Raw genomic sequence first — 18,275 nt, forward strand, 5'->3', positions numbered from 1 at the left:
TTCGAAGTTGATCTCGCGTAACCCGCCCTAACGAGGTTGAATTCGTGAAGATTTCCAGCGACAGCTTTCGGATTCAGTGGACTGTTCGGAGCGCTCACCGCCGTGAGCGCTCCTATAGCCTCCTCATCTCGGAGCAATTGCCTGTGACTGACTGTGCTGACCCGACCAACGAACAGAATCCTGGTTCGCTCGCCCCGGATACAGCGGGCTTAGCCTAGAACGGATGCCGGCGGGTCGAACTTCGAGTGTGTACGACCCGGCAGGCACTTCGACGTAGTTACTGGCGTCACCGACTTTGAGTCCTTCGACCAGAACATCACCATCTGCTGTGATATCGACTGCCGGCGCATCGGTCGAGAGATGGATCGCTCGCAAACGAACCTGATTCCCTAACGGCATTTCGTTGTTGTCAACGAACAGGAACGGACCTGGGGTATCGCCCGTGCCCGCTGCCGCCGCATATGTGTAATCGGTGTTGGCTTCGAGCGTAAGCCGTTCTTTGAGAAACGCACCCTCCCGTCCTTCCCCTGCGGGCGCGAATTGAAGGGTGTGGCCTCCCGGTTCGAATTCGAGGTAGTCGCTTACATCCTTGTATGCCACACCGTTCAGAACGCGCTCTCCGTCGACAAACACATTGATTGCCGGCACGCCGGGGACGGCGTGGATGATTCGAAGACGGGCGACCTCGCCGCTATTCGCCGTAGTCGTCTCTTGTGCGCTTGAAATCCCTTCGAAAATGGTCAGTCCACTTGCCCCAATTGCTCGAAGTACGTGTCGTCGTGTCTGAGTCATCTGCACTTCCCCCCCACAAAAGGCACCATTGGTTAGTAGAAAAGGATTTTGTCCAGCAATTTCGACCGATCTCATCTCGGTTCGATTAACACATCGATCCCCACTGTCTGTCCCCGTGTAATCGTCGTAATCAGGATGATTTGGCCGCGTACGAGATCACGACGGGAATCACCGGTTCTCGAAAACTCAGGAAAGCGTAGAGTCACCCCCCGAGACCCCAAAACGAGTGGTTCAAATCGGAGGAGCTCAAGATCTACTTCGTCTTCGAGGCGATAACGCTCGTCCTGGTCCTCGCGGTCGTCGGAATTCTTGCATACACGGGCATCCTTTGAGAGGTCCAAGGGTGGGTAGTGCTGGTCGTCGGGGGTATCCTCGTCATCGTGTTTGGGTTCGTGACGTGGTGGATCCCGGCATTTTACCGGACGGTCGACTATCGACTCACGGATGACGAGATCGACTACCGCCGGGACGTGTTCTTCCCGCACAAGTCGACGGTGCTGTACAACCGTATCGTCAACGTCAACGCCGTCCAAGGGCCGATCCAGCGACTCGTTCGCCGGTAAGGTCGGGGAACCACACCGCCGTTACGCCGGCCAGACGAGCGCCGAACTGAGTATCGATGGCGTCAGCGACTTCGAGGAAATCAAAGAGTAGATCCAGGCAAAGGTTCGCTAACGACCACCGAAAGTGACCGAGAGCGGAGAACCGTCTCCTGTTACGGCTCCCAACCCGCCCATGAAGCCGAGATGAACGAGATACTCGTCAAACTGCGTCGCGTTCGCGAGCTGTTAGAACAGGGCCTCAGTGTCTGACACATCCACCGAAGAGGTGCATCCCAATAACCATCCACGCTCGATGACTACTGGACAGATGTGGAGCGTGCTGTCTTCGAAACGGATCCAAATTGATGAGGATAATCGAACGTGAGCGTCCCGATCCCACTCCAGACTCTCCTCTTCAGCGTGCCATCGAACGTCTGCCTTGTCGTCCTGAACGAGTGAGACGACACCCAGCACCGGGTCGAGGGAGGCGAGCACCGTGCCGAGCACGTCCGTCTCGAGAAGATTCGAAACGACCTGGAGGAGGACGTACGCGACGAGAGTCGCAAGAACCGCTGCACCAAGCCCGAGGAGCGCCCGCACCGTCGCCCCCTCGACCGACGCTCAACCAGCCTGAGGTGACCGTACCACCGATCTAGGACCGAGAGGTCGCCCTCCACTTAGTCGAGGAAGGTTAGCATGAAGGCTGCCCACACCGCCTCCTCGGACTCGTAGCGCCACGGATTGAAGTAGACCGTGAAGTGTCCCTGCTTCCGTAGCTCCTACTCCAGTTGCATCATGAACGAGGACTTCCCAGCTCCCCGATTGCCCTCGATCGAGACAGTCAACGGAGGCTTCGCTTGCATGAGGAAGGTCTTCAGTGCGTCCACGTACGGCTTGAAGTTGAGGTGATCAACGCTCGATGGTCTGTCGCCCATCGCCGCAGGAGGACTTCCAGCGGACTCAGCAAAGGAGAGATCCTCGTTAGGTTCATTAACCATAGTTTAAATATAACATCGACAAATCATTCTGACGGCTCTTCATCGATGGCATCGAACTGCAGCCCGCTTGACGTTTCTCCTCGTCCAGGAATTTTAGTACGACCACTCCACAGTCTGGTCGTCCCATCCATCCAGCGACCGAGTTGATAGGTTCGCTTCACTGTCGCGCCCGCGCGTGGAACTTCTTCTTCTGGGATGACGAGATTGGGGTAATTGAGGATACGTCCTCCTGGTTCTGCCTTCGATTCTGGTTCAGTGTGGAGCAGTCGCCCAAGTTCGAATTGAATCTCGCCAATTGCTCCCGACGATTCCGGCTGGGGTAAAAGCGGGAACCAATATTCGGGAACTGATCCCATCAATTGATACGCGGATTTTACACCATTTTCACCAAGCGACCCTTTGACGGCAGAAACCTCATCTCCTTCCATAGGAGTACTCGCTTCCTCCCGGTTGTGCGATTGGCCGACGATCCCTTCAACGAAGCGCTCAATCGCCCACCCTACGTTCGCCATCTCGTCGCGGGCGAACTGCACCTCCTCAACGGGCTCGGTTTCGAGGGTGTCTGCAAGCATCGGAGGCAAGAATAGACCGGGCTTCCCATTGCTTCCTGTATCTGTGAACATATACATATTCCACAGCTCGTCGCCATCAGCGGCATCTTCCTCAATCACCGAGTTGATCGAATAGGTCTCCCCGAACGTGGTGGCGACTTCTAAGGTCGTAATACGGGCAAGTGATCCGACGTTCATCGGGACTGGAACGACAAACCAGTCATCGCCGGAGACGAGTCCAAATTCCTGAACGATAAGTCGCGACAGGTCTTCGGCAGCCATCTCGATTGCGGGCAAGTTGACGTTCCCGTCCTCAAATTCCCAGTACCGTGGCTTGGGCATCCCCGGATAAGTCGCCGCTGTTGGAATCATTTCTACGGGAGGTTCTGCAGGTTCCTCCTCCGTTTCGTCGTCATCTGCTGGCGGCTCCGAGGGTTCGGGTTCGTCGGCTATTTCCCCATCTCCAGGTTGAAGAGACTGATTTGCGGCGACAGAAAACGAGTACCAGTCTACTCGGCCTGAAGCATACTCGTCTGCTTCGAATACTGTTTCGTTCTCACCTGCACCCGTCGAAACGGCGAACTGGTACTCCATTCGGGAGGGGTCCCATGCCGAGATCTCCTCAGCTTCCGGTTCGTCGTATAAGTCGCGATACCACGAACAGTACTCCTCCACCGCTTTGTTGTACGCCTCATCTTCATTAAGAATCACATCGGGCTTGGGTCCCGATGTCGTGTCGTCCTCAAAGGCCTGGAACAACGCCGCCCCGTCCAGAACTCGTCCGCTGACAATCATCGAGTATCGCTGCCCTTCGTCGTCAAGTTCGCTGTCGCTCCAATCCGTTGGATTCAGCACGAACCCGTCGAAATCCGTCGGTTGGAGCGGCGAACCATCTTGTTTGGTTACATTATGGTGACCGAGCAGTCGGAGGAAGTGTTCGCCCGCTTCAGCCGCTTGCCGGATGTCTACCCGGCCCGATTTTGGCTCCGGCCGAACGGCTTCGCGTTCGATGAGTGCTTCCAGAGGTGGTGCGCTGACCTCGTTCTCAGCTCCGCTGTACGTGTTCGGCTCTCCGTCACCGAGCTGATACCACGTCACCGCATCGGATTCAAGAGAGTACGACACCTTGATCGGCGAACCTGCATCTTCGCCTTCAAACTCGCCAAATTGCCACTGACGACCGAGTAACCAGAGCGGGTCGTGGACCGCTGCCCGGCGGCCGTTCAGTTTTTCACTTCGCGTGCGCGGTTCGAGCCGTTTCCAGGTCGTGAGTGACATTAGTCGGGCACCTCCCAATCATCGAGGAAAACCAGTTGCAGAACCGGAAGCAACTCCTGGAGGTCGATAGAGATTGAATCCGGACTCCCCGACTCTTTGCGGGAGTTGTTTGCGAAACACAACGCCGGGAGGAGATGGCCGAGGCCAGTCTTCGAAAGTGCGTCCGGATCAGCGGTTCTGAGCTTGGCTAACTCAAGGCTCTCCTCGACGATGTCGGCTAGCACTTGCAGACTCCACCCATCATCCGTTGGGGGAACTGCGAGCAACATCGACTGTGGGGCTCGGCTGTTCGGACGGTCGAAGTGGAACGAAAGCCCTGTCGTTTCCGTCGTTCCTGGGACGGTTTCGACCCATTCATCCACGAAGAGTCCAGCCATCGTCCCGTCGGCATCGAACTCGTCGTACAGATGCGCAACGAGCGAGAGCCGACCACCAACACGCTCTTCATCGTCCGAATCAGGCCATGCCTCGGGCAATCCGACCCACGTGTCCGCTTCACGGTATGGTAACTGTCCCGCCTGAACCCTGGGGGCACGAGTGGGATTGAACTCTCCCAGCGTCTCGCCATACGTGAAAACCTGCTGGAGCGTGCGTGGCTGTTCACGAACGCGTGCGGCTCGCTGGAACCACGTCTCGACGCTCATCACGTCACCGTTCTGAAGCGTCTCGTTGTGGCCTTTTGCGAACGTATCCCGAAGTTCAGCTCCGTTCGTCGGCTGGAACGGTGGTAGCACCACGAATGACTCACCGAATAACGCTTCGAGACGATCTCGCTGGTGTTCCGGGGTCGGTTCAATCTGACCGTCAGGAAGGGCAGCAGTTGCCTGAGTCACTCGATCTTCGATTTCCTCCACGATTGAAGACGCCTGCGCACTGAGCGCTTTTACGTCGTCCTCGCTCGTGCCAGTGGCCGATAGGGGAATCGTCCCGTGGATGCCGTAATAGGAGGCACGAAACAGACCGTCTCGAAGAGTTTCTAACCCGTTAGACCGAAGCGGTGTGACATCGGCTTTCGTGTCGAGCAGCGTATCGAACTCAGCAACTTCCGTCCGTAGGTGGCCGAGCAACACGTCAAGGGTTTGCTGCACCTCTGTCCGAACTGCCGAGTTCTCAAATCCGTCGAGGATACTGTATTCGACAGCCTGCTCTCGGGTAAGTATCGCTTCCTCGGCAACCCCTTCGAGTATCGGTTCCAATTTTCGCCAGTACGTGAGCTCGGCAGTGTCGGAATCGAATCCAGGCAAGGAAATCGATGACGTGAGCAGCGTCTTCATTGCTACTCGCATCTCATCGTCCTCCTCGTACAGATATTCCAACGCGGGTCCGACCGCGTTCTCGAAGGATTTCCCGTCCGTACCGTCTGGCGGTGTGGATAGTGACTTTCGAACCGACAGTAGCTCGGAGCTCGCTTTCGAGAAAGATTCGAACAGATTCGAGACCGTCGACAGCCGACCCAGGTGGGGAAGCCACTCATCTAGCTGCCACTCAGGTTGATACCACTGAACGGCTCGTCCTGAGACACTGATCTCGGGCGGGGATTCATGGGGAACTTTCGTCACGCTGGCCCTCACCGTGAACTCGGTTCCGTCCCCGACGCCGCTGAAGTCGGCTTCCACCTCGAAGTGACCGTCTTCTTGCACTTCGGCCTCAGCCTCGAATCCGAAGGTTTTAGCCGTATTTTCGACCTCGAGATGAACCTTGCTTTCGCGTCTGGCGGTCGTCCAGCCCACAATTCGCTGGTCCGCCGTCGGGCGGACGAGAACGTCCCCGTCGATCGTCGAGAGAGTAATGCCGTGGCTTCGAATCTCGTGGATTCGGATCAAATCGGCAACGAGGCCCCGAGCCGACAGCATATTGAGGTCGTCCTTGAGATCCTCGATCTCCCCCTGTGGAATCGCAGTGCCAGCAGCCGCGACTGCGTCAGCGAGCTCGTCGAGGGCATCTATCGGACGTGTGTGTCCGCCCGACTCTTCGAAGAGTGGGACGACGGACTCGAGTTGCTGCTGGATCTCTTGGAGTTGCTCATGAGCTTTGTTGGCACGGGTGTTCAGTATGGGCGCGTACTTGGCGTCGGGCTTCTCTTCCGGGAGCGCGAGGTCACTCGCATCGGCTGCTCGACCACTGGTCACTAGTTCTCGTGCGGTTCGCGCGACCTCGAGCAGCTCACCAAAGCTGATATCTGCGTTCATCCCACCGGTAAGTGCATCCAGGTCGACATCCCACTCGTCGATCGGACCAAATGTGATGGTGACCTCTCCGTCCGGTGCAACGTCAGCCGGGCCCTTCCGACGGAGATAATAGACGACGCGTTGCTCGAGTTCCGACCGTTGTGTCTCTGCTTCACCCTCCGTGAGGTACAGTACGTCGAGGGGGGACAAACCTAGGTCCGAAAGGCGAACCACTGTCGTATTCCAGGATCGTTCGGACTCAGCAGTAGTGTCATCATCGTCCGCGGTTGCGTCGGTTTCGACCTCGTATTCGACCAGACAGCAGACTCGGTCGGGTGTCCCGAAGAGATCGCCGACGAAGGCGTTTAAGTTCGGCTCCACGGCCGCCCGAACTTCTGCGTTCGGTGAAGGTTTCCACGCAGATCTCGGGGCGGCATCGCCATCGAAGAGTAGCAACAATCGGTGAATGACTCCGATCCCGGTTCGTGGTGTCTCGGTCACGTCAAGTTTCTGAGGAGACTCGCCTCGCGAGAGGGCATCGACCGAGCCGCCTGTTCGAGTCGGATTCCCGTTGAGTAGCTGATGGAGTCCTTCGGTGGTAAGTATGTCTTGGATGGCATCGACCTGATCATCGAGTGCCTTCAAAACGTCCGTTATCGCAGTGAAGTCTTTGTTGGTCTCATCCTCCTGATTGGCTTCCGCCGGCAGTGTCACCGTGTTCGATCCCGGGGTCGTTCCCCATGGAATCGCGTCGTCGTTCCACAGCCGATTCAATGCCACCCCATCGACGACATCGCGGGTTGCAATCGGTTCCTCGGCGGTCACTTCTCCGCCGTCGCCGTCGCGGGCGAGCTTCCCTGCGACGAGCGGAGCGAGAACTCGGAAGGCAGGGACGTACTTGTCGAGGTCACGCTCGTGTTCGTGAAGATTCCGCTCGAAGCGATAGCCAAGCAACGCGCCGAGTGATTGTCCTTGTCGGACCCCCTCGATGAGTTCTTTGGCTTCTCGCACGCGCTCTGCCGAGAGGTCGACCTCAAGGAGTTCGCCACGCTCGGTCCCCTTGTGGGACTGATACCCGCTCCGGAGGACTGCGGCGGTAGTCGCCTGCGGGAGAGAGGGGGCGTGGACGTATCCGGCCGATTTGGGATCGCTCGACGGTTCTAGGTTCTCTACGACGCCGTACGCACCGACGTGTATTCCGGAATCGGTAGATGTTTGCTCCTTCCGGATGGCAGTTAGCCGTCGCGTCGCCACCGAGGTTGCCCACGCGTCAAGTCGGTGACTGGCCAAATCGAGCGTCTCAGTGAGTAGCGTCTCCAAGTCGGCATTCTCGACACCTTGGAGGTACTGTAACGCCTGCTGGACATCGGCGAACGCGTCGTCGATTTCGGGATTCGAGAATAGCGCCTCAGCGTACGACGTCGACGTGTCACCACCGGCGATATTATGTGGGACTCGTTGGTCGAGCTTGCTCCAGATGGTGGTGGCGAGCTCATCGGGGTAGTGTTCTGGTTCCGGAATGACCTGCCAAACGTCACGCCCGTGTTCTTTCATATGAGTATCGTCATTAGTATAACAGAAGTAGCCGAGACGAGCGCGAGCCATCAGATACTCTTGTAAGAGTGCATAGTATAGCAGGCGGTCGAGTAGGGGTTCAGTGCGCTCCCCAATACTCAGGTGCATGATTTGGGCCACAAGTTGAGCGCTCGACGGCAGTGGATTCGTCGGGAAGTCAGCACCTACGGGTGCTGGTGGGCCATAGCGCAAGGAACTGGCGGGCGTCTCACGTAGCGACTGCATGAACTTCGAGGACTGGTCGTCGACGAGCGGTCCGACAGGCCCGACTGTCTCCTCCCTGAAGAGCAGATGAGCGAGACGAGGCGTAAGCAGCGTTGTAGGGACGCCGGATGCGACATTCGACATCGCCCTTGTCACCTGTTGGTTCGCCGAGACGGTGCGCAATTCCTGCAAGAGGCTTCTCGTAGGCTCGTCGAAGGAGTTCGGGTCCACGGCTCCGACGTCAGTGATTCCAACGCCCGTGAGCAGTGATTGGATGGTGTTTTTACCCAGCAGGTCACGGAGACGATAGTCGTGTGCGGTTGCCTCCATGCTCGTCAGTTGTGTGAAGGCGTCAGCTGGCTCCCCTTCGTCCATCACCGTCGGAACGTTCTCGACGCCGCCCTCCAGTGCAGTGCGGAAGCGCTGTATCTGCTGGGCCAACGAACGCACGATGTTCGGCGGGGTGAATTCATAGCAGGCGACGTTTCGTTCAGCGTTTCCGTTTCCGTCGGCTATTCCGTCGAGAGCCGCCATCTCGTTTAGGTTCGTGATTGGGAGGAGACCGTATGGCTGTTCGCCGACTCTAAGTGCGGGTGCTGGTCCGCGTGCTCGGACGTGTTTTACGAAATGTTGGCGGTGGGCTTCGAGGTGTTTCAGGAACTGTTCATCCAGGTTAGTCTGGCCAGCAGTATCGACTTTATTAGTAAAGTCGTTTGGCAACAACATATGGGGGATGTAGTAGCCCCACGTCGCCGACCACAGTGCGGCGTTCATATGGCGGGCGTCCAGCTGTTCGCTCCCGTCAGCGCCGCTCACGTGAGCGAAGACGTGGGCCCTATTTGAATGTAGTGGAGTCCCGAGTTGGGCCGGGTCGATACCGAGCATGTGCGCGGCAATATCCCCATCGCTCTCGTCTCCGCTCTCAACGAGCGGCCCTCCACATTCCACTGGGAGAGTCGCAGTCGCGTCTGCGCTGGAGGAGTAGCCCGATGGTTCATCAATCGTGTTGTTCGACGGTGTCCCTTGTTCGAGGAATTCGAGTCCCTCTGTGTAATGGTGAGCGTCCAGCAACTCTCGCAGCTTGGTTGCCGCAGTTAGGTCGTCTAGCCCCGTCTTGACGCCCACGACGACCAGACGGTCAATCCCCGCGTCGACGTGTTCCTCGGACAGGGGTAATTCTAGACCCATCCCGATGGCTTTCGCGACGTCAAAGTCGAACATCCAGTCCATCTCCCCCCCGCTGATTTCATCGAAGGCGTCGTTCGATTCCACGGATTGGCCGTCTCCGGGTCGGCTGCCGAGTACGTCCGGGTCGGGACCGACGGCCAGCGGTTCGCGAATCGGCTCGCTGAACGACGTCACAACGTCGTCGCCGCAGTGGGCAAACGCCACCCACCGGTCCGGGAGAAGTCGGGCACGAGGTGGTCGGGTCCAGGAGTCCGGCCGACGCTCGGCAGCGCTGGCCAGGGCCTCGAAATCGGGTTTGGGGACGCTCTGCACAGGTTCCTCGCCGAGCAGTTCGTCGGCGTGGTCGGGTGCGAGTGCTCGCTTGACCCACGCGGCTCGCTCCGCTCCGTATCGCTCGACGAGTTGGCCCCAGACGCGTTCCTTGATGGCCTCGAATCGCGTCGTGGCGTCCTGCGGGAGCGAGTCAATGTCGACGTACTGCCTGACCTCTTCGGGAACGTTCGACGGGTCGGTCGTAGTCGCCCACCACCACACCTGCTTCCAGAAGTGGATACCCCACTGAATTTCGTCTTCTGTCAGTCCTGATTCGTGAGTATCGATATGTACGTCATCGGGATACGTTCGGACGAGGAGTTTCCAGTCCGTCTCACCGTCTTCACCGTCGACGGACTCGAACCGCGTCTCCAGCCTGACGGGAAGCATGAGTACTGGCTGATGATCCGTTAGCGACGGGAGTCGGGCCGCTGGATCCTTCGGATACCGCTCTGTCAGCGTCGCATTGAGACCGTCGAGTCGACGTCGCCTACGGTCGGCCAGCGTTTCTAACGCGCTGACACCCTGCCCGAGGTGCTCAAGCGACCGTTCGATCGACCGTTCGTCACGATCCTCGTATCCCTCCTCGAGACTATCAAGAGCGTCAGTGAGGTTCTCAGGGTCGAGACTTGAGTGGAGGTCATGGTATCGAACCTCGATTCGCCACTGAAGCTGATCCAGTTCGTCGATATCGAGTTTTTCGAATCCGTCCTCGAGGATATCCACCTGGGTTTCGAACTCCTCCGTACCACCCTTCTGGAACGCTGTGGTGAGGGAATCAACCGTCTCGAGGGACTGCCTGGCATCCAACTCACTGAAGGCCTCGCGAAGTGCCTGAACTAACTCAGTGAATCTCGCCTGTGCCTCCGATTGCGCTTCGTCCTCCGCTTCCGACCTCGATTCGTACGACTCGGTGAGTGCCTCGAGGAGTTCTTCGACAGATTCGATATCGAGGTCGACGAACGGTTCCGGGATGTGTTCGTCGGTGGGATAATCCCACGTTTCGATGAGGGTGCGGAACTGGTCGACGTGGGTGTGAACCTCCTCTTGGTCGGCCACGCCACGTTGAACTCTGTTGAGTCCTGCTTCGAGTTCAGAGAGTATTGCTACTCCCCGCCGAGCGTCCGTCTCGGCCGTTTCCGCGGTCTTCCGTGCTCTGGCGATGGCGGTTCGTAGTGATTCGTATCCGTTCATAGAGTGTCACCTTGATTGATAGGACAGGCGGTCGTCCGGTCGCAAGTCGTCGGTCCTGACTCAGTTGCGCTGCACGTCATCCTCACGGTCCCCCATCTGACTTCGGCGGGATCATATCGTCTGCATGGATGGCCATGCGGTACGGGCGTTGCCAAGTGATAGATGCCATGTGCGCCGAGTTCTTTCCCCAGGTAACATCATCTAGTTTCTTTCCGGTGAGACCTCGTGGGTCAGTTCCTGGTTTCGTCGTCCCGACTTTCACGTAATGGTACTCCCCGTCGGGACTCAGATGCCCCCACGTCAAGTCGTTCCAGGTGGAAGGCGGCTTGCCATAACTGGTGTCGTCAGGTTCGTCTAGGCCGAAGCGAGGTTCTCCCGGCGGTTCCTCAAGTAGGAAGAACCAGCCCAGGTCGGTCGTGTCCGTGGTGGTCCCGAACGCCTCCTCTCGAGTAAGGTCGAACCCCAAGAACGTGATGTCCGGTCCGATTGTCCCACGGAAGACGGGATATTTGGTGGTTCCCTCTTTCGTAGTTGCGCTCCCGGGATCAGGCAGATCAGGGGCTCGGGGAATCGGTTCGTCGGGGCCCGGATTGCTATTGGGCTTCGGTTTCGCTTTCGCGGCGTAAATCGTCGTGTTTGGATACCGCTGGAGGAGTTCACCCCTAATCAACAACACCAGCTTTTCGCCGGTGCCGACACCGCTGTTCGAGGACTGTTTGCCGAGTTTCTTGCTGTGGTCCCAGCGATGAACCTCGTTGATGTCGTTCAGTTCCTCTTCGGTTGGTTCGGGGACGACACTTCGGCGGTCCCAGAACCGCTGAAAGTAGGTTCCACGGAGGTCGGTCGGATACTCACGCCAGCGAAGTTCACGGCTCATCTCGTGACTGAGACCCACCATGTAGGCCTCCACGAATGAGGGGTTCGTCGCAAGAACCCCAACACTGTCGAGCGGGACCTCCGCGACGCCGGGCAAGAGGTACTCCTCGGAGAGATCACGTAACGGTTCGTACATTGGCTGGGGGAATTCTGGGGCTTTGAGTATCTGGTCCAACGGGTCGTCCCGACTCGAGAGATCGATGCCCCCGAGACGGTTCTCGACGCGCTTTCGAATCGTCGTCTCGGGATCGATGGTCTCGCCGAGTCGCTGGCTCACGGCTTCGAGGTCGAGCGATGGTGCCGACTCCTCCTCGGCGGGCCCACAGACGGCCGGGCCGAGCTGTTCGGCTATCGCGTTCGACGGATAGTCGTTGAGCCTGGCAGCGAGAAGGTCGAGGAAGGTTTCGAAGCCGTCACACTGCTCGGCGAATTCAGAGAGAGGCGTCTCGTCCCACCCGTATTCGGAGAACGCCCTCTGGAGCGCCCGTATCCAGTGACGGGCCATTGCCAGTACTTGTTTCAGTAACCGGAGGAGTTGGCGCGCTCCGTCGACGTCACCCTCGTCGATTCGCTCGGAGAGTGCGGCTAGCAGTGTTTCACCCTCCAACGCCTCCTCGACGACCATGTCGTCACCACAAACTGCGATGCACGCCCGTTCGAGCCACTCTATCCGGTCTCGTGCCTGGGCTTCGGCCTCCCCGTCAGGAGTCTCCCTCACTTCGCGTTCCACGGAGGCGAGCGCTGTTCGGGCGTCTATGCAGAACGCTCCGAGCACCGCTGCCACGAATCGGACGACGAAGATTCTGAAGCGTTCTTCGAACTCGTCGCACTCATCGAAAATCGGGGGCAGAACCTGTGGGTCCAGCAGTTGATTATTAACCTGCTCGCACTCGTCGACAATGTCCGTCAGCAGTCGCCTATCGACCTTTTCGTACTCGTCGAGAATCTCCGTCAGCGATCGTCTGTCGTCCTCGTCGTACTCATCGCGGAGCTGCGTCAGCAGTTGCCTGTCGACCTCTTCGTACTCGTCGAGAATCTCCATCAACAGTCGTATTGTGGCCTGATTCTGTTCGATAATCTCCCGGAGGAACGCTACCTCGTCGAGGGCCGCCGTCACACGCGAATTCAATTCGACCAGTGCGGTCGCTATCTCTCGAAGGGACCCACTGCCGAGAGCGATTCGGAGCTTGAAGAGGAGCGAGCCCTCCCACTCTCCGCCCTGTCCGCCGCAGATGTCCTGACAGGCCATCAGGAGGCGTTCGAGCGGTGGTTCGATGTCGTCGGGGTGGTCGGCGGTTAACGCGTCTTGAATTTGTTCACCAACCGCTCGGCAATCGGTCGCGAGCAGCAAGAGCAACTCTCTGTCGTCCCACTGACCACGCCCGGTGAGGTCCCAGTGGCTGCGGTCGGCTTTGAGGAGGTCCATCTCATCGCGAGCACGCGTACAGAGTTCGTCGACGAGAGACCGTCCGTCGGCGGTGATATCGAGCGAGGTCATGCCACTGGGGTGGTCGTCGGTCCCGACGGTCAGGCGTCCGTCGTTGAGGCCCCGAATCAAGTCGCCGTACTCGAGATCGTTCCCGTCCGTCGCGAGTCGGCGGGCGAAGGGACCACCCGGGCGGGCGAGGCGACGAAACGACGGCGAAAGGGCCGCGTCTGGGAGTCGACTCTCCTCGATTCGATGGCTGAGCGTGGCCGTTGTTCCGCCCTCATCGCTCCAGTGGACTCGCGAGTGCAGACTCGCGGTGACCTGGAGGAGTGATGGTGCGGGGATGTCGACGAGGTCGTCGTGGAGGCTTCGGCTCGCGACTCGTCCGAACTGCGCGAATCGGAGAAGTTGATTCGCCTGCCGGACCGACCCGACTTGCTCCCAGGCCGAGGCCATCAGTTGCTCTTGCTTGTCCTGGACGACTCCCGTCCCGAAGCCCGCGGGGAGGCGGTACCGGGGATCGACGTTCAGGTCACGGAGCCAGACGGGCTGGCCGCCTTCGTTCGGAATCGTCGGCGCTGCGGCGGGCCACTGGCCATACAGCGGTGGGCCGAGCGTCGGCGTGGTGTTCTCGGCTACTTTCTCCGGGTCCGAGAGGGCACTTGCCTCGTTCAGAATCCCCTGCAAGACGTTCTGTTTCTCGCTCGCATACGAGCGCGGCGACAGATCCAGAGAGCGAAGGGCGCCTTCTAGGTCGACGATCTCCGCATTTGTCGCCCGTAGTGATGCAGGACCGGGGTCGCTGGCGTCAACCGGTCGGATTCCGAGGTCTGTGAGTTGTTCTGGAGAGAGCCGGCGAACCAGTGCTTCGAAGTCCCCCGCCGGCCCGGTAGAGAACTCCCAATGGAAGTATACCGGGAGCCGAATTTGACCGGTTACGGTATCGACGTCCCAGGCGAGTTTCACAGTTTGGTTCCCCTCGGGATAGGGTTTTTCACCGAGACCGGCCCGAACACCCGGTTCGTACGTCGGGACGACACAGGCGTGATAGGATTCGTTCTCTTTCAGCCGTCTCGGGGAGAGTAGTCGAGAGAGCGTAACGTTCGACTGATTGCGGAACTCGGAGCGAATCGCTTCTTTGTTCGTCGTTTCTACATTCCCGACGAGTTGTGTGTGTGCCCATGCCCAGGCTTCCGAGAGATCTGGCAATTCGGCCGCGGGGTCGGCCGGCCCACCGATTTCTAATACTGGAAGGGAACTCGAGTTCTGGCCGCTCAGTCCACCGTGCTGCAACGAGACACCGTCTTGCTTGCGAACGGTAACGAGACACAGCCACGGACGGAGTTTCTCATCGGTAGTCGTTTTCGCCGGCGTGAACAACCACGGCAGGTCCGGCCGATCAAATTCCACAGCAGGGAAGTAGTTCGGAGGAAAGTCCGTCGTTCCCGGTTCGGGCTCCGTGCGGACGACTTGGCGCTGATTTATTCCGGTGATCTCGCCCGGCCCATAGATGTCGAGGAATTTCTCGATTTTGAGCGATTTCTTGTTCTGCTGTTCACTCTCGTCGCCCTTCCAGCTTCCCTCAACTGTAGCTTCAAGCTTAATTTCCCCGGGTTTCAGCTCTCCCGAAGGTGTATCCTCGGCCGTCGGAATGTATCCTTCGCGGACGAAGGGAAAAAAATGGTAGCGCGTCGTCTGCGGTGCGTTGCTCATTTACGCATCAGCTCCATTCTCCGCGACTTCGTGTGCAGCGACTATCTGGAGGTCACCCTCTGCCTCGGGATGCTCTCTTAGATGTGCTTGAAGGGCCTGTTCCGCCTCGATACGGGTCGCCCCCTCCCCGGAGATAAGGCCCTCACGCGTCAGATCCGTGGCGCTCGCGACGACGTAGCTGGTATCCGAAATCTCAATTCTTTGGTCCGGCCCAGCGAACGTCTTCTGTCCAGTGGTTCGAGTCTCTGCCTGTGCGACCGCACTCGTGTTTGCCAGTGCATCGGCTACGTGGACCGGAAGTCCCAGGGACTCGAGTTTCTCAACGAAGACATCCAGCGACTTGTCGACGAACGTCGATTCGTATTCGAGCGTCGTCGTCGTGATCATCGCTGGATTGGATTCGCCACCATAGGTCAGCAGGTCGTTTCCAATTCGTCGACCGGCGGGAAGGCGTTCGAAGCCCGGCCGAGAGAGTTTCTCGTCGTCCGTCAGTTCGAAGTACTGTGCCGGTGCGAACTGTTCTCGAAGGGCTGTCTCGTCGTCGGACAATTCCGTTTCGACGGTGGTGACATCTGAGATCTCGAATGTGTTGTAATCCCTTGGGGTTGCATTCCCGTATTTGTCAATAGCGACGGTGAGGGGGACGACACGCTGACGGACACCGAGGGTTCCGAGCGGGTGTGCGAGTACCTCGCCATCTGTGGCATCGATATCGCGCAAAGAGACGAGCGTGCGATTGTCGTCGGGAAGTTGGGCCGTCCAGTTTCCATCTTTCTCTAGCGCCGCTTTCAACTCACCGAGTACGTCCGGTGGGGGCAGTGTCGGCGGGTCGGCCCGGGCACCGAACTTCTTCTCGATGCTCACCGAGAAGGAGACGAAGAGTATCTTGAACTTCGCACTCCCTTTGACGTGCCACGGTGCCGGCCCGGAGAGCATCCCTGTCAGTGAGATTGACATCAGGGTCGAACTCCCGAGTTTGAGCGCGACTCCCGCCGCGATGTCAACGATGAACCGGAAGGGGTCGAACTGGAAGAGTGCGTCGAAGCCGAGGTAACCAGAGATACTGAACTTCCCGGCCCCCGCATACAGGTCGATATTAGCACCCACCTGTACGGTGTTCGAGGTCACAGCGAAGTACCCGGCCAGCCTGAGTCGGGGATTGTTCCCCGGGCACAAGTTGAGGGCGAGTCGTCGGAGTTCAGGAAAGTCCGGAGGCGGCGTGAATCGGGGATTGAACCCACCGATTGACAGCCCGAAGCCGGGATCGTCCCCCCAACTCGAACGGAGCGCCATGTCGCCGGTGAGCACGAGCGTGACGATGCGGGAATCATACAGGCTGGCGTCCACCGACGCCGTCTCTTCACCGAAGTCGATGACGCCAAGCGCGTCCATATTCAGTTCGATGAGTGCCCCCTCTTCGGCCGGGAGCACTGCGCTGATGCGCCCGAGGATGGCCAGTCGAACCGGGGCAGGGAGTTCTAGAAGGATGCCGACGTCGGCAGTGACGATGGGCGGGGTCCCCCACGCGAATCGCGCCATCGGACCGACGACGTGCCGATCGCTCTTGGGGGGGAAGATGTTCCGGAGGTCACTGATGAGCTGTGGTGCATTTCGAAGCGGGTCCTTCGGGAAGAGAATCGACTTCATAGAGCCCTTCCGTAGGCCGGAGCGGAGAACGTCGAACTGGGTTTGTCGATTGACGCCGACGAGGCCGCCAAGTCCGTTGAGGGTGACGCCCATGCCGAGTTGAATCGGAGGGAACTCCCCTGAGATGATGACCAAGAGTGAGAACCCCTCTCCGCCCCCGGGGAGTCGGGTGGTGAGGAGACCGATCGCGTTGACCGTGATGTTCCCGAACGCCAGTTTGAGAACGCCCTCGTATTGCTCGTTATCGGCGTCGAATCCGAGATAGCCGCCGCCAGTCACAGCACCGGAGTCGATAGAGATGCCGATGCGACTCGGCCATTCAAACCCTATATCGAGATCCAGCTGACCCAGATTCCCATCGTAATCGTCCGGGAACGACAGGGACGACCTAAGTCCCATCCCTCCAATAGTAGCTAAAACCGGTCCGAGTTTCAGGCCGACGGCTGACGTGAGATATATCGACAGGCTATTTTCGGCGGGCTTGATTTCGATTGTAACCGAATCGGCCGAAAAGGCGTTGCCGATCGACTTGTGAACTGGGATATTTGCTTTTAGGGTGCCACCGCCGCGAACGTACGTTCCTCGAGCCGAATTCCAACCCCCGGCGAGAGCGAACGGAGCACGAATACTCGCCTCTGGGAGCACGCTCGTCAACAACCCGTCCGCGTCGGTCGCGGCAATGACGAACAACGACTCCGCCGTCGATACCGAAACGTCCACCGATACTTCACCGGGCGCCGCGGTCAGTTCGCCTTCGATCCCAACGTTATTTAATTCCACACGCGTCCCCCCCTCCGGGCCGAGTACGTACCCGGGCCTCTGGGACGGATCCAGCCGTTTCTCGATCTTCCCAGTTGCCGTTACCTCACTGGTGGTTGGAGTCAACTGGAGCGGTTCTATTCCTCCCGAGTGAATCAGAAATCCGTCAGTTTCGGCCGACAGCGAGACGTCGACACGCCAGTCGTCGAGTTCCTCTGAGAACTGGTTGCTCCCATAAGGGAAGACGACTAGCCCCAGTCCGTGGGCCGAGTTCGCCAGGGCGATCTCGAACGCGACCGAGGCGACCTCTTTCAATCCACCCGCTAATAGCGACCCCGGCGGGTCAGACAGCTCTTTCCAGACCAGGAGCGATCGTGAAATGGTCGTTACAGAGGGTATGTCACCTTGTTGCAGTAGCGACAGCTGATTTTCGCTAAGCGCGATTCGAAAGCCCAACCAGCCGAACAATTCGGCCAACCAAGGGAACATCCTGCGTTCGAGGTCGTTCAGTTCATCCGCTGTGAGGGGGCCACTCGAGAGGTATTCAGCTTTGAGAGTCGAGAGCGGGTCTTCGACGAGCGCTGGAAGACGGTCTAGTCGGATATCAGTGTACTTGGCCGCGATGAGTGGTAACATTCCTTCTTCGATGCTCTGTTGCACGCTTTCCGTCGCTGGGGGCTGAATGTCGAGTAGCGTCAACAGGACTCCCGTATTGTAGACAAGGTTGTGTTCATTCTGCAGATAGAGGGCCACGAGATACTGAATCGCTTCCTCGGCGATACCCGTTCGAGTATTCTGCTCTACCGACAAGAGTACGGTGTTTGCGGAGTCGAATGCCGACTTTACTAGTCCGAGCGCGTAGAGGACGTCTTCCAGAGAGTCGTTGGTGGTCTGTGGCGTTTCGGTTCCCAACTGGTTGACTATTTTTCTATATTCGGTAGTTCCCATCGTTCCTGATTACTGACTCGGTTTCTGGGGCGAGACGAGAGTAGCTGGCGCGGATGAGCGAATGATTCAACCAAAGACGGCGGTCTCACTCCAGTGAGAGC

General features: G+C 58.6%; 8 protein-coding genes. 1 reads left to right on the plus strand and 7 read right to left on the minus strand.

The genetic code is table 11. The features are described from left to right. Positions 1-123 precede the first annotated feature (123 nt). The gene (locus ACR3FF_RS20845) at positions 124-792 is read right to left on the minus strand and encodes a DUF4397 domain-containing protein (protein WP_458190056.1); all 669 of its coding nucleotides are present in this window, start codon (positions 790-792) and stop codon (positions 124-126) included. A 350-nt stretch (positions 793-1,142) separates the two neighbouring features. Between ACR3FF_RS20845 and ACR3FF_RS20850 the strand changes: the two genes are divergently transcribed. Continuing rightward, complete coding sequence (locus tag ACR3FF_RS20850; RefSeq protein ID WP_458190057.1) at positions 1,143-1,355, plus strand: PH domain-containing protein; 213 nt, start codon at positions 1,143-1,145, stop codon at positions 1,353-1,355. Between the two features lie 225 nt (positions 1,356-1,580). On the opposite strand, the gene ACR3FF_RS20855 is transcribed toward ACR3FF_RS20850, so the two are convergent. The 6 genes from ACR3FF_RS20855 to ACR3FF_RS20880 form a co-directional block, all read right to left on the minus strand. Further along, positions 1,581-1,934, minus strand: coding sequence for a hypothetical protein (locus ACR3FF_RS20855; RefSeq protein ID WP_458190058.1), 354 nt, complete (start codon positions 1,932-1,934; stop codon positions 1,581-1,583). 179 nt (positions 1,935-2,113) lie between these two features. Continuing rightward, complete coding sequence (locus tag ACR3FF_RS20860) at positions 2,114-2,332, minus strand: hypothetical protein (RefSeq protein ID WP_458190060.1); 219 nt, start codon at positions 2,330-2,332, stop codon at positions 2,114-2,116. 23 nt (positions 2,333-2,355) lie between these two features. Next, a complete protein-coding gene (locus ACR3FF_RS20865) occupies positions 2,356-4,161 on the minus strand; it encodes a hypothetical protein (protein ID WP_458190061.1) in 1,806 nt (601 codons plus the stop codon). Beyond that, entirely contained in the window at positions 4,161-10,802 is a 6,642-nt protein-coding gene (locus tag ACR3FF_RS20870) for a hypothetical protein (protein WP_458190062.1), read from the minus strand. The genes ACR3FF_RS20865 and ACR3FF_RS20870 overlap by 1 nt, the downstream gene beginning before the upstream one ends. Before the next feature lie 82 nt (positions 10,803-10,884). After that, positions 10,885-14,820, minus strand: a complete 3,936-nt coding sequence (locus tag ACR3FF_RS20875) for a hypothetical protein (RefSeq protein ID WP_458190063.1) — start codon at positions 14,818-14,820, stop codon at positions 10,885-10,887. Then, the gene (locus tag ACR3FF_RS20880; RefSeq protein ID WP_458190064.1) at positions 14,821-18,174 is read right to left on the minus strand and encodes a DUF6603 domain-containing protein; all 3,354 of its coding nucleotides are present in this window, start codon (positions 18,172-18,174) and stop codon (positions 14,821-14,823) included. Between the last annotated feature and the right edge of the window lie 101 nt (positions 18,175-18,275).

The sequence above is a fragment of the Haladaptatus ordinarius genome (assembly GCF_054177595.1).

Coding starts and splice junctions, on each gene's coding strand:
- ACR3FF_RS20845 (WP_458190056.1), bottom strand. CDS start 792: ATGACTCAGACACGACGACACGTACTTCGAGCAATTGGGGCAAGTGGA.
- ACR3FF_RS20860 (WP_458190060.1), bottom strand. CDS start 2,332: ATGGTTAATGAACCTAACGAGGATCTCTCCTTTGCTGAGTCCGCTGGA.
- ACR3FF_RS20865 (WP_458190061.1), bottom strand. CDS start 4,161: ATGTCACTCACGACCTGGAAACGGCTCGAACCGCGCACGCGAAGTGAA.
- ACR3FF_RS20870 (WP_458190062.1), bottom strand. CDS start 10,802: ATGAACGGATACGAATCACTACGAACCGCCATCGCCAGAGCACGGAAG.
- ACR3FF_RS20875 (WP_458190063.1), bottom strand. CDS start 14,820: ATGAGCAACGCACCGCAGACGACGCGCTACCATTTTTTTCCCTTCGTC.
- ACR3FF_RS20880 (WP_458190064.1), bottom strand. CDS start 18,174: ATGGGAACTACCGAATATAGAAAAATAGTCAACCAGTTGGGAACCGAA.